Origin of the sequence: Bacillus sp. FSL W7-1346 (assembly GCF_038593335.1) — a bacterium.
Lineage (GTDB): Bacteria > Bacillota > Bacilli > Bacillales > Bacillaceae > Bacillus > Bacillus altitudinis.
The window spans coordinates 1,507,473-1,524,815 of record NZ_CP151988.1 but is presented as its reverse complement, the minus strand read 5'-3'; the positions used below and the strand labels follow the sequence as shown (position 1 = coordinate 1,524,815).

The 17,343-nt window shown below is 43.5% G+C and carries 17 protein-coding genes and 1 riboswitch; of the genes, 1 reads left to right on the top strand and 16 read right to left on the bottom strand.

Translation table 11 applies throughout. The annotated features are described in order from the left end of the window. Window positions 1-9: 9 nt before the first annotated feature. From priA to NST09_RS07720, 7 genes are all read right to left on the bottom strand, one after another. A complete protein-coding gene (gene priA / locus NST09_RS07750) occupies window positions 10-2,418 on the bottom strand; it encodes a primosomal protein N' (protein WP_342493495.1) in 2,409 nt (802 codons plus the stop codon). Next, window positions 2,415-3,632 (bottom strand): bifunctional phosphopantothenoylcysteine decarboxylase/phosphopantothenate--cysteine ligase CoaBC, encoded by a 1,218-nt coding sequence (gene coaBC, locus NST09_RS07745; protein WP_342493494.1) that lies wholly within the window; start codon window positions 3,630-3,632, stop codon window positions 2,415-2,417. The genes priA and coaBC overlap by 4 nt, the downstream gene beginning before the upstream one ends. A 115-nt stretch (window positions 3,633-3,747) precedes the next feature. Further along, window positions 3,748-3,951, bottom strand: coding sequence for a DNA-directed RNA polymerase subunit omega (rpoZ, locus tag NST09_RS07740; protein ID WP_008344896.1), 204 nt, complete (start codon window positions 3,949-3,951; stop codon window positions 3,748-3,750). A 3-nt stretch (window positions 3,952-3,954) separates the two neighbouring features. Beyond that, on the bottom strand, window positions 3,955-4,569 hold the full coding sequence (gene gmk, locus NST09_RS07735; RefSeq protein ID WP_007499680.1) for a guanylate kinase: 615 nt from the start codon (window positions 4,567-4,569) through the stop codon (window positions 3,955-3,957). Window positions 4,570-4,578: 9 nt separating this feature from the next. Beyond that, window positions 4,579-4,848, bottom strand: coding sequence for an extracellular matrix/biofilm regulator RemA (gene remA, locus NST09_RS07730; RefSeq protein WP_008344898.1), 270 nt, complete (start codon window positions 4,846-4,848; stop codon window positions 4,579-4,581). Window positions 4,849-4,924: 76 nt separating this feature from the next. Further along, a complete protein-coding gene (locus tag NST09_RS07725; RefSeq protein WP_017359340.1) occupies window positions 4,925-5,800 on the bottom strand; it encodes a YicC/YloC family endoribonuclease in 876 nt (291 codons plus the stop codon). Between the two features lie 83 nt (window positions 5,801-5,883). Continuing rightward, window positions 5,884-8,559 carry a calcium-translocating P-type ATPase, SERCA-type gene (locus tag NST09_RS07720; protein ID WP_007499684.1) on the bottom strand — a complete coding sequence of 892 codons (2,676 nt, stop codon included), beginning with the start codon at window positions 8,557-8,559 and terminating at the stop codon, window positions 5,884-5,886. A gap of 165 nt (window positions 8,560-8,724) precedes the next feature. On the opposite strand from NST09_RS07720, the gene NST09_RS07715 reads away from it, so the two are divergent. Further along, complete coding sequence (locus NST09_RS07715) at window positions 8,725-10,434, top strand: NFACT RNA binding domain-containing protein (RefSeq protein WP_046343503.1); 1,710 nt, start codon at window positions 8,725-8,727, stop codon at window positions 10,432-10,434. A gap of 31 nt (window positions 10,435-10,465) precedes the next feature. Here the strand turns inward: NST09_RS07715 and NST09_RS07710 are convergent, their stop codons facing one another. The 9 genes from NST09_RS07710 to pyrE all read right to left on the bottom strand — a co-directional run bounded on the left by NST09_RS07710 (window position 10,466) and on the right by pyrE (window position 17,343). After that, window positions 10,466-10,969 carry an NAD(P)-dependent oxidoreductase gene (locus NST09_RS07710; protein WP_039166748.1) on the bottom strand — a complete coding sequence of 168 codons (504 nt, stop codon included), beginning with the start codon at window positions 10,967-10,969 and terminating at the stop codon, window positions 10,466-10,468. Next, window positions 10,950-11,735: a sirohydrochlorin chelatase gene (locus NST09_RS07705; RefSeq protein ID WP_046343500.1), complete on the bottom strand. Its 786-nt coding sequence runs from the start codon at window positions 11,733-11,735 to the stop codon at window positions 10,950-10,952. Before NST09_RS07705 ends, NST09_RS07710 begins: the two co-directional genes overlap by 20 nt. A 76-nt stretch (window positions 11,736-11,811) precedes the next feature. Next, a complete protein-coding gene (cobA, locus tag NST09_RS07700; protein ID WP_008344909.1) occupies window positions 11,812-12,567 on the bottom strand; it encodes a uroporphyrinogen-III C-methyltransferase in 756 nt (251 codons plus the stop codon). Between the two features lie 28 nt (window positions 12,568-12,595). Further along, on the bottom strand, window positions 12,596-13,189 hold the full coding sequence (cysC, locus tag NST09_RS07695) for an adenylyl-sulfate kinase (RefSeq protein WP_017367213.1): 594 nt from the start codon (window positions 13,187-13,189) through the stop codon (window positions 12,596-12,598). A gap of 13 nt (window positions 13,190-13,202) precedes the next feature. Beyond that, window positions 13,203-14,339, bottom strand: coding sequence for a sulfate adenylyltransferase (gene sat / locus NST09_RS07690; protein WP_008344912.1), 1,137 nt, complete (start codon window positions 14,337-14,339; stop codon window positions 13,203-13,205). A gap of 57 nt (window positions 14,340-14,396) precedes the next feature. Next, window positions 14,397-15,461, bottom strand: a complete 1,065-nt coding sequence (locus NST09_RS07685; RefSeq protein ID WP_008344915.1) for an inorganic phosphate transporter — start codon at window positions 15,459-15,461, stop codon at window positions 14,397-14,399. Between the two features lie 13 nt (window positions 15,462-15,474). Then, window positions 15,475-16,176, bottom strand: a complete 702-nt coding sequence (locus NST09_RS07680) for a phosphoadenylyl-sulfate reductase (protein ID WP_008344917.1) — start codon at window positions 16,174-16,176, stop codon at window positions 15,475-15,477. A 45-nt stretch (window positions 16,177-16,221) separates the two neighbouring features. Beyond that, window positions 16,222-16,368, bottom strand: a complete 147-nt coding sequence (locus NST09_RS07675; protein WP_008344920.1) for a YezD family protein — start codon at window positions 16,366-16,368, stop codon at window positions 16,222-16,224. A 74-nt stretch (window positions 16,369-16,442) separates the two neighbouring features. Then, window positions 16,443-16,545, bottom strand: a riboswitch (SAM riboswitch). Window positions 16,546-16,704: 159 nt separating this feature from the next. Beyond that, entirely contained in the window at window positions 16,705-17,343 is a 639-nt protein-coding gene (gene pyrE, locus NST09_RS07670; protein WP_017367212.1) for an orotate phosphoribosyltransferase, read from the bottom strand.

The window sequence follows — 17,343 nt, the reverse complement described above, 5'->3', positions numbered from 1 at the left end:
ACCTCCGTTTTACATCATCATATATGGATTCATATCGATTGATATCATCAACTGTTTTTGTTCCATTTCTTTTTGATAATGATCTTGTATTTTTCGTAATAAACTTGCCAGTTCATTTTCCCTTTTGTATTTTATCACGCATTGATATCGATATCTATCTTTGATCTTAGCGATTGGAGAAGCAGCAGGACCGAGAATTCTTGTATTCGGTGCACAATTCATTTTCAGGAACTGAACAATTTTGTCCGTGACATGCGCTGCCTTTGTCACTTCTTCATGTGATACAGTCACCATCGCCAAAAAATAAAATGGCGGATAGGACTGATGACGACGGTGCAACATCTCCTGCTCATAAAAGGCTTCATAATCATGCTGTTTGGTTAATTCAATACTATAATGCGAAGGTGTATATGATTGAATAATGACTGACCCCGCTTTTTCATGACGTCCCGCACGTCCGCTTACTTGTGTAAGAAGCTGAAACGTTTTTTCACTTGAACGAAAATCAGGGATATGAAGAGACGTATCCGCGCTCAGGACACCGACAAGTGTAACATCTGGGAAGTCTAAGCCTTTTGCAATCATTTGCGTCCCAAGCAGTATATCCGCTTCTTTGTTGCCAAAGGACGTGAGAAGCTTTTCGTGCGCGCCTTTCCGAGAGGTTGTATCTACATCCATTCGGATGACCCTCGCTTCTGGCAATACCTTCGTCAGCTCTTCTTCCACACGCTGCGTGCCTGTACCAAAATAGCGAATATGCTCACTATGGCATTCTGGACATTCTGGAGGTACAGGAGCTTCGTGACCGCAGTAATGGCACTTCAGCCGTTTTTGAAAACGGTGATAAGTGAGAGAAATCTCACAATGAGGACATTGTTCCACATATCCGCAATCTCGGCACATCACAAAGGATGAATAACCTCTTTTATTGAGAAATAAAACCGCCTGCTCTTTCCTTTCAAGTACTTCTTTTAACCTGAGCATTAATTCTTCTGAGAACATGGAGCGGTTGCCGTTTCTTAATTCTTCTCTCATATCAATTAACGAAACGTGCGGCAGCTGCTGCTGATTGACGCGCCGTTTGAGCGTCAGCAGTGTATACACACCCTTTTTCGCACGAGCATATGACTCAAGTGAAGGCGTTGCACTGCCTAATACAACCGGACATTGGTGCCGCCCTGCTCGTTCAATGGCCACATCTTTCGCATGATACCGAGGCATTTCTTCTTGTTTATATGACGATTCGTGTTCTTCATCTATAATGATCATTCCTAGATTTTCAAATGGGGCAAAAACCGCCGATCTTGCGCCAACGACAAGCTTGACTTCCTTGCGGTGGATTTTCCGCCATTCATCGTATTTTTCCCCAGTCGATAAGCCGCTATGAAGGACAGCCACATTGGACCCGAAGCGCTCTTTAAAACGCTGGACCATTTGAGGCGTTAATGAAATTTCAGGAACTAGGACGATCGCTTCTTTTCCCTTTTGGAGGACATGATCAATTGTCTGTAAATAAATTTCGGTTTTACCGCTTCCTGTGACCCCGTGCAGTAAAAACGTTTCATGTTTGTCATCGCTCACTGCTTGATGAATGGGTTTTGCCGCTTCTGCTTGCTCTGTTGTGAGATCAAGAGGAGTAGATGGTGTAAACTCCCTATCCCGATAAGGATCTCGATAAATCTCTTCATAGCTTTCTGTTAACAGACCTTCTTGAATCAAGGCTTTTATCGTTTGAGAACTAGCACCTGTTTGTTGCTGCAAATCTTTTGCTAAAAACGTCGTTTCATTCGTTTGAAGTAAAAAGGCAAGCAGCGCCTTCTGTTTCACCGCATTTTTCTTTAACTGTTCCTGCTTTTCTTCAAGTTTTTCTTTCGTAACTGCTATCTGAAGTGTCCGCACCTTTTTCTTTCCGGATTTTTGCGAGACGTGATATCTGACTTCTAGATGGCCTTTTTGGACATGCTTTTGAATAGGCTTCAGCTGTTCAGGCGGAATGTCAGCGTAAAGGATGCTCTCTTGCTGACCGAAAAGCTCTTTCAATGACTGCGGAAGTTCCTCAGCTGATAACACCTGAATTTCTTTTTCATATTTGGCTTTCATCGCTGCAGGAAGCATCGATTGAAGCGCCGTAATATGATAGGACAATGTTTTTTCCGTCAGCCAGTGGGAAAGCTCCAATAGCTCATCTGTCAGAACAGGAGATAAATCAAATAAATCGACAATGTCCTTGATGTTTCCTGACTGTACGTCTGTTTCTTCTTTGATTTTTGTCACAAACCCTTGAATCTTCCTTGGGCCAAAAGGAACCACTACCCTCATACCAGCCTTGACAAGGCCTTTAAAGCGGTCTGGCACACGATAGTCAAATGGCCTGTCAATGGCTTTCGTTGTGACATCGACGATCACTTCAGCAATCATGCTCGATCACGCTCTTTTGGCAGCAGCTGCTTTGCCTCCTGTAAGATTTCAAAGGCAAGGTCTTTTTTGCTCATCATTGGCAGCTCTTTTTTTGTTCCGTCTGCTTTGATCAATGCTGCGACATTCGTATCTGTGCCAAAGCCTGCGCCCTCTGCTGCAACATTGTTCGCGACAATCATATCTAAATGCTTGGATTCGATTTTCTTTTTCGCATAGTATTCTACATCCTGCGTCTCAGCTGCAAAGCCGACTAGCACCTGATGTTCTTTTCTTTTCCCAAGCTCTTTTAAAATATCTTTCGTCCGCTTAAATTCAACCGCTAGTTCACCGTCTTGTTTTTTCATTTTATGAGAATACGTCGTGACAGGCGTATAATCGGCAACGGCTGCTGATTTAATCACTATATCTGCTTTCTCGTACACCTCTAACGCTGCTTGATACATCTCCTCAGCCGATTCCACTTGCACCACATTCACATGCTCAGGCGCAGTTAACGAAACAGGTCCTGAAATGAGCGTGACATCAGCCCCCATTTGCTCGGCAGCTTCTGCAATGGCATAGCCCATTTTCCCAGAAGATCGATTTGAAAGAAAACGAACAGGGTCGATCACTTCTCGTGTAGGGCCAGCTGTGACCACGACTTTTTTACCTGAAAGCGGCAAACTGGCAGGCTGATCAAAAAACGCACGGATGTGTTCAACAATTTTTTCCGGCTCCTCTAAGCGTCCTTTTCCAATGTAGCCGCATGCTAAATAGCCTTCACTTGGCTCTATAAACCGGTAGCCGTCTTCATATAAAGTGCGGATGTTCCGCTTGACAGCTGGATGGTCATACATGTGCACATTCATAGCCGGCGCAACCCATACAGGAGCTGTTGAAGCAAGCAAGGTCGTTGTGAGCATATCATCAGCAAGTCCTGCGGCCATTTTACCAATGGTATGTGCTGTTGCAGGGGCAACAAGAATGAGATCGGCCCAGTCAGCTACATCAATATGCGCAATGACTTTTGGATTGTTTTCTTTAAATGTATCCACATACACCTCATGCCGAGATAGGGCTTGGAAGGTGAGCGGAGACACAAACTCACGGGCAGATTCTGTCATAATCACTCTTACGTTTGCGCCTGCCTGTACGAGTTTACTAGTGAGTGCAGCTGCTTTATATACGGCGATTCCTCCGCTGACGCCGAGTAAAATATTTTTCGACTGTAACATTTGTTTGTCCCCCTTAACGGCCTTTTTCACAAATTCGTCTACAATTCAAAAAAGTCAAAACCAATCATAGTTTTGACTTTTTTGAACGTATCGTATCTGCATAGCAGAAGCGATGTTATTCTTGCTCTTCTTTTTCAAATGTCAAAAGACCAGCATCGATTTCTTCAAGAGCTTTCCCTACAAATTTATAGGATTTTGTGTTTTCGATTTGTTGATCTTGATGGATTTGCATTTCACGTGCACGGCGTGCAGACACTGTGACAAGTGTATATTTTGAGTCAAGTTTGTTCATCAATGAGTCAATTGAAGGATCTAACATGGTTTATTCTACCCCCAGCATTTTTTTATATCTTGGTGCGACTCTGTCTCTTCGCAGGTGCTCTGCAAGGACGATCGCTTTAATTCTTTCACATGCAAGCTCGACATCGTCGTTTTCAACGACATAGTCATAAGCATCCATCATTTCAATTTCTTCTTTTGCAGCAGCCATTCGGTTACGGATGAGATCCTCAGATTCTGTCCCGCGTGTAATAATGCGGTTTTGAAGTTCTGAAAGACTTGGCGGTGCAAGGAAAATAAAGAGACCTTCCGGGAATGCTTCTCTTACTTGAAGTGCACCTTGCACTTCGATTTCAAGGAAAACATCTTTTCCTTCGCTCAATGTTTGTTCTACATAGTCAACAGGCGTGCCGTAGTAATTCCCGACATACTCTGCCCATTCTAACAGCTTTTTGTTTTCAATCATATGTTCAAATTCTTCCCTGGTTTTAAAGAAATAATCAACACCATTTCTTTCACCTTCACGCGGTTTGCGGGTTGTCACAGAAATAGAGTATTCAAATTTCGTATCTTCCTGGGAGAAAATGGCTTGTCTGACCGTTCCTTTTCCAACTCCCGAAGGTCCAGAGAGAACGATTAAAAGTCCTCTTTCTTTCATAATGGCGTATTACCCCTGCCCTTCATCTATGATTTCTTCTTTTACAGAAAGTCTTTGCGCGACAGTCTCAGGCTGAACGGCAGATAAGATGACATGGTCACTGTCCATAATGACAACAGCACGGGTTCTTCTTCCGTATGTCGCATCAATGAGCATGCCTCGATCTCTTGCGTCTTGTATCATTCGTTTAATCGGTGCTGATTCCGGACTGACGATCGAAATCATCCGATTCGCTGAAATGATGTTTCCAAATCCGATATTGATCAACTTTATGGTCATCTTCTTTCGTCCCCCTGTAATATAAACGTCTCTAGTCTCGCCGAAAGAGACGCACTGTAAACAGCATACACAATGACTATTCTATATTTTGCACTTGTTCTTTTATTTTTTCAATAGCGCTTTTCATTTCAACCACGAGCTTTGTTAAATGGTGATGGTTTGCTTTTGATCCAATCGTGTTCACTTCACGGTTGAGCTCCTGTACAAGAAAGTCAAGCTTTCGTCCGGCAGCGCCGCCTTGCGTCAAAATTTGCTGGAACTGCTGAAAATGACTTTTCAGCCTGGTAATCTCTTCTGTAATGTCACAGCGATCCGCAAAGATGGCCGCCTCTGTGATCAGCCTGCTCTCTTCAAGCGCCTCTCCGATCCATTCTTGCAATCTTTGATTCAATCGTTCTTTGTACTGACTCACAACCTCTGGTGCAAACACTTTGATTTCTTCTGTAAATGCCTCGAGTTCAGACAGCCTGAGTTCACAGTCTTTTTGAAGTGATGTTCCCTCCTGCTCTCTCATAAAGCAAAGCTCCTTGACAGCTTCTTCACAAGTGTCTATCAGCAAATGCTCCAGCTGCTCATTACGGCTGACTGACTCTTCCACCTGAACAGCCTGTTCCAGCTTCAGTAAGTCATGTGCATGCTGAATACCTGAAATATGATAGCGGTCCTCAAGGTCTTTTGCGGCTTTCATATATTCATCAAGCAGCGGCCAGTCAATCTGTAAAGACCGGCTTGCAAGTTTACCGCCTTCAATCGTAACAAACAGCTCAATTCGACCGCGCTGCACGTGACGAAGAATGATTTTTTTTAATGTATCTTCGAAATATAAAAGCGGCCTCGGCAAACGGGCATGAACCTCTTTAAAACGGTGATTGACCGATTTTAGCTCAACTGACACTGTCAGTTCACCATCCGTTTTACTCGCTTGGCCGAATCCCGTCATACTGCGTATCATGTGAAAACACCCAATTCTTTCATATTAATAAAATGAAAAAGGTAATAGCAGACACTATTACCTCAAAATTATACCATAACCAATTATTTTTTTCTTGTCAAAAGTGATCCTGCCAGTAAAAAAGTTGGCAATGCAGACATACCGATGATCAGAAGCCAATCGACTGGTGCGACTGCCACCGTTTTGAAAATCGGCTGAAGCGGCGGATAATAAATGACCACAAGCATCAGCAGAAGGGAAGACACAACGGCGCCGATCAAGTACATATTCCCGAATGGATTGCGTTCAAAAATAGACCGTTCACTGCGGCAGTCAAACACATGAATGAGCTGCGCCAAAACGAGTGTGCTGAATGCAACCGTCTGCGCATATTGAAGATTGTTCGGATCACGGTGATACACAAACATAAAGGCTAACAAAGTGGCAATCCCGATCAGAAACCCTCTTGATATGACCTTCCAGCCAAGCCCTCTTGCAAAAATCCCCTCTTTCATGTTCCGCGGCTTTCTCTTCATGACATCGCCTTCTGGTTTATCCATTCCAAGTGCCATAGCCGGCAAGCCGTCTGTGACAAGGTTTACCCACAAAATTTGAATTGGAACGAGAGGCAATGGAAGCGCAAGAAGCATCGCAAACAGCATGACCAAAATCTCTCCCACATTCGATGCCAGCAAATAGCGGACAAATTTGCGAATGTTTTCATAAATATTCCGGCCCTCTTTAATAGCGGATTTAATGGTCGCAAAGTTGTCATCAAGCAAAATAAGAGAAGAAGCTTCTTTGGCAACGTCTGTTCCGGTAATCCCCATGGATATACCAATATCCGCCTGTTTAATCGCTGGCGCATCATTCACCCCATCACCTGTCATCGCGACAATATGGCCGTTTTTTTGATAGGCCTTCACAATTCTCAGTTTATGCTCAGGTGATACACGGGCAAAGACGTACACATCTTCTGCTGTTTGCTCGAGCTCTTTGTCGCTTAGCTGATCCAGAGCTTTTCCATCAAGCACCTTTCCTTGCTTAGGTAAGAGACTTAAATCTTTAGCGATCGCTTTAGCCGTTTCTACGTGATCGCCTGTAATCATCACTGTTTTAATGCCAGCATCCCGGCATTCTTTAATCGCTCGTCTCACTTCAGGACGAGGTGGATCAATCATGCCCTCTAGACCGATAAATGTGAGGCCAGTTTCTGCCTGCTGAACAGAGGTGATTTTTTCTGTCAGGCTTACTTTTTTATATGCAATTGCAATGGTTCTAAGCGCTTGTCTTGCTAAACCTTGAATCGCAGCTTCTGTTTCTTGCCGGTGGGCCTTTGAAAATGAGGCGGTGCGTCCGCCGTGCATCATATGACTTGAACGGTTCATCAACACATCTGGCGCCCCTTTGGCAATGACATACCGCTCCTTCTGATTCGTTTCCACGACGACTGACATCATTTTTCTTTCAGAATCAAAAGGGAATTCCTCCACCACACGAAATCCCGCTTCGATGAATTGCTCTGTAAAACCCGCTTTACGCGCAGCGGTTAGAAGTGCTCCTTCTGTCGGATCGCCATCAAGTCTCATCTCTCCGTCTTTTTCAACGATGGTCGATGTATTACAAAGTGCTCCGTATAATAGCACCTTTTGCAGGCTTGGATGTTTGTCTACATGGACAAGTTCTCCGTTTAAGGTAAAATCACCTGACGGCTCGTACCCAGTGCCAGAAATATTCCACGTTTTCCCCTCTGCCCATACATGTGTCACTGTCATTTTATTTTGTGTCATTGTGCCTGTTTTATCTGAGCAAATAATCGAGGCGCAGCCGAGTGTTTCCACGGCCGGCAGCTTTCTGACAATGGATTTTTGTTTAATCATCCGCTGCACACCTAGGGAAAGTGCGACAGTGACGATCGCCGGCAGTCCTTCTGGAATCGCAGCAACAGCGAGAGATACACCCGCTAAGAACATATGATACAAATCATGACCTTGCACCACACCAAGAACAACCACAAGTACAGTTAAAAATAATGCAGCCACAATTAAAATTTTTCCCAGCTGCTCAAGGCGTCTTTGCAGCGGTGTTTCCATATTACCTGCTGAATCCAGCATACCAGCAATTTGTCCCATCGCCGTATTCATCCCTGTACCAATGACAACCCCTACACCGCTTCCCCTCGTGACAAGCGTCCCCATAAAGGCCATGTTCGTCAAATCTCCAAGTGAGACATGATCTCGCGAGAGCGGACTCGCATGTTTGACCGCTGGGATGGACTCTCCAGTGAGGGCAGATTCTTCGATTTCCAAACTCTTTGTTTCTAGTAATCTGATATCTGCCCCAATTCGATCCCCACTTGAAAACTTCACAATATCTCCCGGCACGAGGTGCTTCGACGGGATCTTGACCCATTCATTGTTTCTCCTTGCATAGACATGCGGCGTTGATAATTCCTTTAGTGCTTGGAGGGACTTTTCCGCACGGCGTTCCTGATAAAAGCCAAGCACACCATTTATCAGCACAATCGCCACAATCGCCACAGCATCAATATATTCACCTAAAAAAGCAGAAATAATCGTTGCCGCAAGCAGGATTAACACCATAAAGTCTTTAAATTGCGCTAAAAAAATAACGAACGCCGACGCCTTTTTCCCTTCCTGTAATTCATTTGGCCCATGCTTTTCAAGCCGCTTTTGCACATCTTTTTCTGACAGTCCGTCACCTATCGATGTATTCATTGTTTTTAATAAATCGGTTTGGTTCAGTTCATGCCAATTCATTTGACCTCGTCCACTCCTCTTTTGTTCTCTCTCTTATGCAGTGTTCTATAAGCCAGTTTATTCAGACTCGTCCTAAATCATGCTATAATAATAAGACTGCCTAAAGAACGAGAAAACGTAAGGTTCTTTCAGTAGATTTGTGTGAAAAAAGAGGGTGTATCCAACATGTCATTTGACGGCATTTTTACATACGGTATGACAAATGAATTGCAAGAAACATTAACTGGCGGAAGAATTTCGAAAATACATCAGCCATACAAGCATGAGCTGATTTTTCATATCCGATCAAAGGGGAAGAATCACAAGCTTCTTTTATCCGCTCACCCGAGCTATGCAAGGGTACAGCTCACTGAGCACCATGATGATAATCCGAGCGAACCGCCAATGTTTTGTATGCTCCTCAGAAAACATCTTGAGGGTGGGTTCATTGAACGTTTTGAACAAATTGGATTAGATCGGGTGATCGTGCTGCACGTGCGAAGCCGAAATGAAATTGGCGATGAACAAACCCGTAAGCTATATATTGAAATTATGGGCCGGCACAGCAACTTGATTCTCGTGGAGGACGAAACGGAGCAGATCATTGACGGACTGAAACATCTTTCTCCATCTGTGAACAGCTATCGAACGGTGCTGCCCGGACATCAATATCTTCTGCCGCCGGCACAGCAAAAGCTGAATCCTTTTGACGTGACGAAGGAAGATATTTTAAAGCATTTACGTTTTCAAGAAGGGAAAATTGCCAATCAAATTGTCGATACATTCTCCGGGGTTTCTCCGCTGTTTGCTAAGGAAGCTGTCCACAGGGCCGGTCTTGCCAATCAGGAAACGATTCCAAGTACATTACTCGAGATGTTTCAGTTCATTCAGGCGCATTCTTTTACCCCTCAGCTCACGAGAAAAGATGGGAAAGAGTATTTTTATTTATTAGAACTTCAGCACGTCGATGGTGACATGAAGACGTTTGATTCTCTTAGTGAGCTACTTGACCGCTTTTATTTCGGAAAAGCTGAAAGAGACAGAGTCAAACAGCAGGCGGCTGATCTTGAACGTTTTGTTGCGAATGAAAAAAAGAAAAATGAAAACAAGCTAAAAAAACTAACAAGAACGCTTGAAGAATCTCAAAATGCGCATAAGTACCAGCTTTATGGTGAATTGCTTACTGCCAATATATATGCAATTAAAAAAGGGGATAAAGAAGCGACTGTCATCAATTATTATGATGAAGAAGGCGGAGAGATCACGATCCCGCTCAAAACAAACAAAACCCCTTCTGAAAATGCACAAGCGTATTTTACAAAATACCAAAAGGCAAAAAATGCAGTAGAGGCCGTAAATGAACAAATTGAGCGAACACATGAAGAAATTGTTTATTTTGACGAGCTGATCCAGCAGCTGTCCTCTGCCTCACCAAAAGATTTAGAGGAAATAAGAGAAGAACTGGTGGAAGGAAAATATTTGCGTCCCAAACAAAAACGCAACGCCAAAAAGAAAAAACCATCGGCCATTCAGCTTGAAGCATATGAATCTTCTCAAGGTGTTCCGATTCTCGTTGGAAAAAACAACAAGCAAAACGAATATTTGACCACAAAGGCGGCAGCTCGTGATGAGATTTGGCTGCACACAAAGGATATTCCTGGATCACATGTCGTCATTCGTCACAAAGCACCTGATGAACAAACCTTGCTTGAAGCGGCACAAATTGCTGCCTACTTCTCGAAGGCAAAAGAATCAAGCTCCGTCCCTGTCGATTATACGAAAATCCGGCATGTGAAAAAACCAAACGGAGCAAAACCGGGCTTTGTCACGTATGATCAACAGCAAACATTATTTGTAACGCCTGATGAGGATGTTGTCCTAAAGCTGAGAAAATAAAAAAGAGCCGATTAAATCTTTAGATGAGATTTTATCGGCTTTTTCTTTGTCTTTTTTTTCTTTCTATATAGAGCTCATCGAGTGCATCTACATCCTCTTGTTCAAGCAAGGTCTCAATGGCCGCAGCCAGCTGTTTAGTGCGGGCTGGGCTTGCACCACTCGTAGATATGGAGATTGTCACTTTTCCTGCCCTTACAACCTTTGGCACAATTACATTGCCTAGCTCTGACTGGCTCACACAGTTGACGAGCTGATGAGGAAGCGCTGATTGCGTCATCCACTCGTTTACTGAAGGGTCGTCTGTAGCAGCGACAATCAAAAATGCATCCTTTACATCTTCCGCATCAACTTTCTTTTTCTTCCAAGTCAGCTGATATGTCTCAATGAGATTCGCCATTTCATCACAAATGTCAGGGCTTACAATGGTTATGCTGCATGGCTCCATGCATAGCGCACTCGTCCTTCTAGCCGCAATCCTTCCACCGCCGGCAATTAGCACGTGTTTATTGGTTAGATCAAGATGAACTGGAAGCATGGCTTTCTCCTTGAAAACGAAACGCATTCTCTTTGTTTAAGATGGTTTCCTGCACACGTTCAATATAAGCTGCTTTTACATGGGGATGAAACCCAATATACCGGCAGACACGGACATCTTGCAGCCGCTCTCTCGCCTGATTCGCTTCACTCTCAATCTCTTTCATTAAAATGCCGGTAAATAAAAGATAAGGCACGAGATAGACAGGCGTATCGTCATCTACTGTTAACTGTGCTAAGACATCACGATAATTCGGTTCACACGCTGTAATAAAACACGGAAAAACCTCTGCACAAGGCAACATGCTACGGACATCATCTGCAATGCCAAACACATCCCTCTTTACATCTGAATCAGAGCTTCCGCGGCCAATTAAGAGAATTTTTGCGTGCTCTCCCTTGTATCCTGCTTCTTCAATCCTTGCAATAACCGCTTTCGTGACTTCTTGGTTCACGCCTATAGGTCTTCCATATGTCACCTTCACTTGTGGGAAACGTTTTTTTACTTTCACAATCTCATCTGGAATATCTGATTTGGCATGCATGGCAGTTAAAAGGAGGAGCGGGACGATCGCAATGTGGGTTGCTCCTTTTTGTACGCAAGTCTCAAATCCTTCTTCGATTGAAGGGTCCGTCAACTCTAAAAAACAAATTTCTTGTATATCTGCTTCCACTAACGGCATACAGCTTTTCATAAAAGAAATGGCTTTATCCTGTGCTTCTTTTACCCTGCTTCCATGCCCAACATAAAGGACAGCTTGTTTCATTTGACTCCTCCTTGCGACCTTAGTTTTATTCAGACGAAAAGACACGATGTCCACACGTGTCTTTTCACCTTTGTTCTCATTTCTCAATCAGTGCTGGTTCAAACCAGTTCAACTTTTGATGAAAGTGAACGACATCTCCTACTACGATTAAACTCGGATGCTCGATCCCTTCTTTTTCAACCGTTTCAGATAGTGTCGCCACCGTGCAGCAAGTCGTCTTTTGCCTTGTGGTCGTTCCCCAGTGAATAAACGCAGCTGGGGTTTCAGGGTTCCGCCCATTTTTCAAAAGCAGCCGCTGGACTCTTTCCACATTTTTGACGCCCATGTAAATGACAAGGGTATCAATCCCCGTCGCGAGCGCTTCCCACTTTTCTTCAAAATGTTCATCCTTTTGATAATGCCCTGTTACAAACGCAACATTTGAGCTGAATTCTCGGTGCGTGACTGGAATGCCTGCATAAGCAGCGGCTGCAATGCCAGAAGTAATCCCCGGGACAACTTCATACGGAATACCATGCTCAGCTAAGCATTCGATTTCTTCACCGCCACGGCCAAATACAAAGGGATCACCGCCTTTTAGACGAACGACTATGTTCCCTTCCTTCGCATAAGCAACAAGTGCTTCATTAATCGCTTCCTGTCTCATCGTATGATGATTCGGCAGTTTGCCGCAATAGATCAACTCCGCCTCCGGTTTGGCATGGGCAAGAATCTCTTGATTGACAAGACGATCATATAAAATGACATCTGCCTGCTGTATTGCCTTATGGGCCTTTAGCGTAATTAAGTCTGGGTCACCCGGTCCGGCACCAACAATGTATACTTTCCCCATCTTGCTTTCTCCCCCTGCCATCAGGCGATTATTTCGTTTTATCCTTTACATAATCAACAAGGCGCTGTTTTGACTCCTCGCGTGATAATTCACCTGTATCTAGGACGAGCTCAGGCGCAGCTGGCTCTTCGTATGGTGAATCGATTCCCGTGAAAAATGGAATTTCGCCGTTTCTTGCTTTTTTATATAATCCCTTTGGATCACGCTCTTCACACACGTTCAGATCACATTTCACAAACACTTCGTGAAATTCTCCGTCTTCGACTAACTGTCTTACGATTTGGCGGTCTTCTTGAAATGGTGAAATAAAAGCAGTAATGACAATCGTTCCTTGCTCAACAAATAATTTCGCCACTTCACCGATGCGCCGAATGTTCTCTTTTCTGTCGTCATCTGAAAAGCCTAAGTCTTTATTGAGTCCATGACGTACGTTATCGCCGTCAAGAACTGTCACTTGGTACCCCTGTTCAAACAGCTCTCGAGCTGTTGCGTTGGCGATGGTCGATTTACCTGAACCGCTTAGACCTGTCAGCCAAATGATCCCGCTTGTATGGTTGTTTTTCTGTTGATATTCTTTTTTAGTAATAGATGAATCATGCCACACGATATGTTCGTTGCTCATGTCATATCCTCCTTTAAGATACCGTCGTTTTTAATCCTTCGATTAATGTTTCAATGACTTCTTTTCGGCTGAACGTGCTCGGTGGTAATTCACCATTTCTCAGCATCGTTCTAACCTTTGTACCTGAAAGAATGACATGTTCGCTTTTATCATGTGGGCATGTTTTTGGTGTTGCCATGGCTTCACATGTATTGCAGTAAAAGCTGTGTTCAAATTTTAATGGTGTGATCCCAATTTCTTCGCTTGTAAATTGTTCGAATAGCTCCTGCGCTTCGTATGTGCCGTAATAATCACCAACACCTGCATGATCTCTGCCGACAATAAAATGTGTACAGCCATAATTTTTACGCACAAGCGCATGAAAAATCGCTTCCTTTGGTCCAGCATAACGCATGGCAGCAGGAAAAACACCTAAAAAGACGCGGTCTTTCGGGTAATAACCGTTCAGTAACACTTGATAGCTTTTCATTCTTACATCTGCTGGAATATCATCAGATTTTGTTTCACCAACAAGTGGATTTAGAAATAGACCATCCACTGTTTCCAGTGCTGTCTTTTGAATGTATTCATGCGCACGATGGACTGGGTTTCTCGTTTGGAAACCGACAATGGTTTTCCAGCCGTTTTCTTTAAAATGTTTTCTTGTTTCTTCTGGCTCATACGTAAATTGCGGGAAAGGTTTTTCGCTACGTTTTGTCAGTGTAATTTTACCACCAATATACGTGTCACCGCGTTCAAATAATTTTTTCACGCCTGGGTGATTGCGGTCATCTGTTTTATACACATTCACTGCTTCTTTTTCCTTATCAGGTGTGTATTGATCTTCCACCTCAATGACCCCGTATACTGTTCCATTATACGATAGACGAACAATGTCACCTTGATTGATCTCCGCTGCTTTTTCCTTTGTGACAGGCAAAGTAATCGGAAGAGACCAAACGACACCACTTGCTAGTCGCATACTGCTGACAACTGCTTCATAATCAGCTTTCGTTAAAAACCCTTCAATTGGACTATACCCGCCAATTGCGATGAGTTCAAGGTCTGCAAAAGAGATGGCATCCAGCTCAATTTCTTTCGCAGCTGTGCTTAGATCAAATTCTTCATTTACTCGATTAATTAATACGCCACCATGTGGTGTTAAACTCATTTGTTCATCTTCCTCTCAATGTTCATATTTATTAGATGTTAATAGTCGGATTTATATTTAAATCCCGCCGCCCTGTTCATGAATCGAGCTGCTCTCATTTTTAACTGCCTTCATAAGACTCAGTGCACCTAGTGAAGCAAGCAGTACACTCATCATGATAAAGATAGAGTAATAGTCTCCTTTTAAGAAAAGGCTTACCAACAAATAAGATAGACTAAGTGATAAGAAAGGTGACACAACCCATACCTTCAGCATTTTTTTCACAACATGTTTATGAAAAATGTTCGGTCCACCCTTTGCCATACCTAGCCCAATAATGGACGAGGAGGTAATTTGAGTAAGGGGAACAGGGAGTCCGAATATAGAGCTGACGATGACAAGTCCTGCACCGGTGCTCGATAATAGAATGCCTTCACCCGTTTGATAGCGTGTAATTTTCTTTCCGTTTGTTTCTAGTACCCTTCTTCCTAGAAGCAGCGCCCCAATGGCCACAAAGATTCCGCCGTAAAGGGTTCCTTGCCCGACTGATAAAACACCTGACGCGACAAGCGGGCCGACCGCATTGGCGACATTGTTCATGCCGGCTGAAAATGCTTCTAAAAACCCACTGATAATCAAAACAACAGATAAGATCAATGTACCTTTTTTGGATAATGTTCGTTTAGGGAACAATCTGATGATTTTGACAACAGCAAAGGTAAAAACAAAGGCAACAATCGGAATAATCACCCAAAAAGAGACAATGACTAAGATCGATTTCACATACAGCACTTTATATGCGGCTGCCACACCGACCACAGCTCCTACTGTGACCTCACTTGTGGATAAAGGAATGGCCAAGAGATTCGCTATGAAAAGTGATAATGCGGCCGAGCCAATGATGATACACACAATTTCAAGTGTGATGACAGATTCCGGCATAATCCCGGAGCTGATCGTTTTGACGACCTCACCGCCGCCAATCACTGAACCTGCTAATATTCCAACCGCACAAACGCTGAGCGCGTATATTGGCTTTTTGATCGCACCTGAACCATATGCGATGCCCATCGAAGCGGCTGCTCCGCTTGCGCCAATATTTAAAGCAAAGAATAAGCTAAATAAAATTGCGGCGATTTCCATACATTATACTCCCTTACTCATGTAATCCGCACTCAGTCTTTGCTGTCCCTGACCATCTTCCAGAACGCAAATCATCAGCAGTAAATGCCGGCTGTGTACAAGGTGCACACCCGATGCTTGGATATCCTTGGTCATGCAGCGGATTATAAGTAAGATCCTCTCTAGACGCATATCTCCATATGTCCTTCCACGTCCAGTGGATGAGCGGACATACTTTAACTGATTGGAATTTTTCATCCTTATTTAAGAAGTTCGTACCTGCTCGTTTAGGCGACTGCTCTCTTCTTAAACCAGACAGCCATGCCGGATAGCCAGATAGTGCCTCTTGCAATGGAATGACCTTTCTCATATGGCAGCAGCTTTGAGGATTCGTTTCCCATAATTTATCACCATGCTGCTCATTCTGCTCTTCCACCGTCAGCTCAGGTGTTTTCAGCACGATGTCTAAACCAGGATATCTTTCCTTAACTGCATCAATGGTGTCGTATGTTTCCTTGAAATGCAGACCTGTATCTAAAAAGACAATTCTTGCATCTTTTTTTACTTTCGCAATAAGATCGATCAGGACAATGCCCTCAATGCCAAAACTGCATGCATAAACGAGCTGATCACCATAGTGGCCGTACGCCCATTTCAGCACAGATAGGGCCCCTTTATACAAATCGTCCTCTTGAAATGTAATGGACGGCTCTTGCCAATTTTCATAAGTTAACATTGTTTCTCCCCTTCCGGAGTACTGCTTCTATTGCTATTCTCCGCACTACTTTAATCTGATTTTTTCATTTTTTTCCACTTGAATCACTTGACCGTCCTGAACGATCAACGTAATTGAACCGAATTTCATATCCCCAATCAGCTCTTGCATATGCTTCACTAAGTCCTCATCCTGGTTTTGTTTCAGTTCCATCTCCTCTTCCTCCTCACCGTTAAAATAAAAAAACTTTCTTTCAGTCCGAAAGAAAGATGAGGAAGCTCACGATTTCCTTATCTTTCAAAATAGAATCATTTTGCAGGAAGTAGCACCTTGCAAATCGCAGGTTGCCGGGCTTCATCGGGCCAGTCCCTCCACCTCTCTGGATAAGAGTTTTAATTTGTATTAAATATTAACACAATTCAAACAAAAGTCAACCCGACTTTATTGATAGGATTAGTTTTTATTTAAATTTGAGTCTATTTTACTATTTTTAACCAAATAAAAAACTGTGCAGCGCAGCACAGCTTTTTTTAAAACAAAACAAGCTTTTTAGACCGTTTCTTCCATCCAAGATTCAGACGAAGGATCCTGTCTCCAGCGTTTTAGTTTATTCATAGCAGAAGACTCGATTGCTTTTAGCTCAAGTGCCACTTCTGTCAGTGTGTCATAGTCTGTCAGCGTGACATAGGGAATGTTTTTCTCTTGAAAAGCCGCAGTTGCTTTTGGCAGTCCATAAGTGAAGATCGCAACAACTCCGAGTACGTCACAGCCTTCTTCTTCTAGAGCCGCTACAACTTCAAGAACGCTGCCTCCAGTTGAGATGAGGTCTTCTACGACAACCACCTTTTGTCCAGGTGATACGGCTCCTTCAATTTGATTTCCTTTTCCGTGTGCTTTTGGTTTACTTCTTACATAACACATCGGTACGTTCAGACGATCAGCTGCTAATGCCGCATGAGGAATGCCAGCTGTAGCTGTACCTGCGACAACTTCCGCTCCTTCAAAATGAGTGAGAATCAAGTCTTTTAAACCTTCCGCAATGTCCCCTCTGACCTCAGGATAAGACAAGGTGAGGCGATTGTCACAGTAAATCGGTGATTTGATACCGCTCGCCCATGTAAATGGTTCGTCTGGTTTTAAAGAGACAGCTTTGATTTGTAATAAATGCTTCGCGATTTTCGTTTTCAT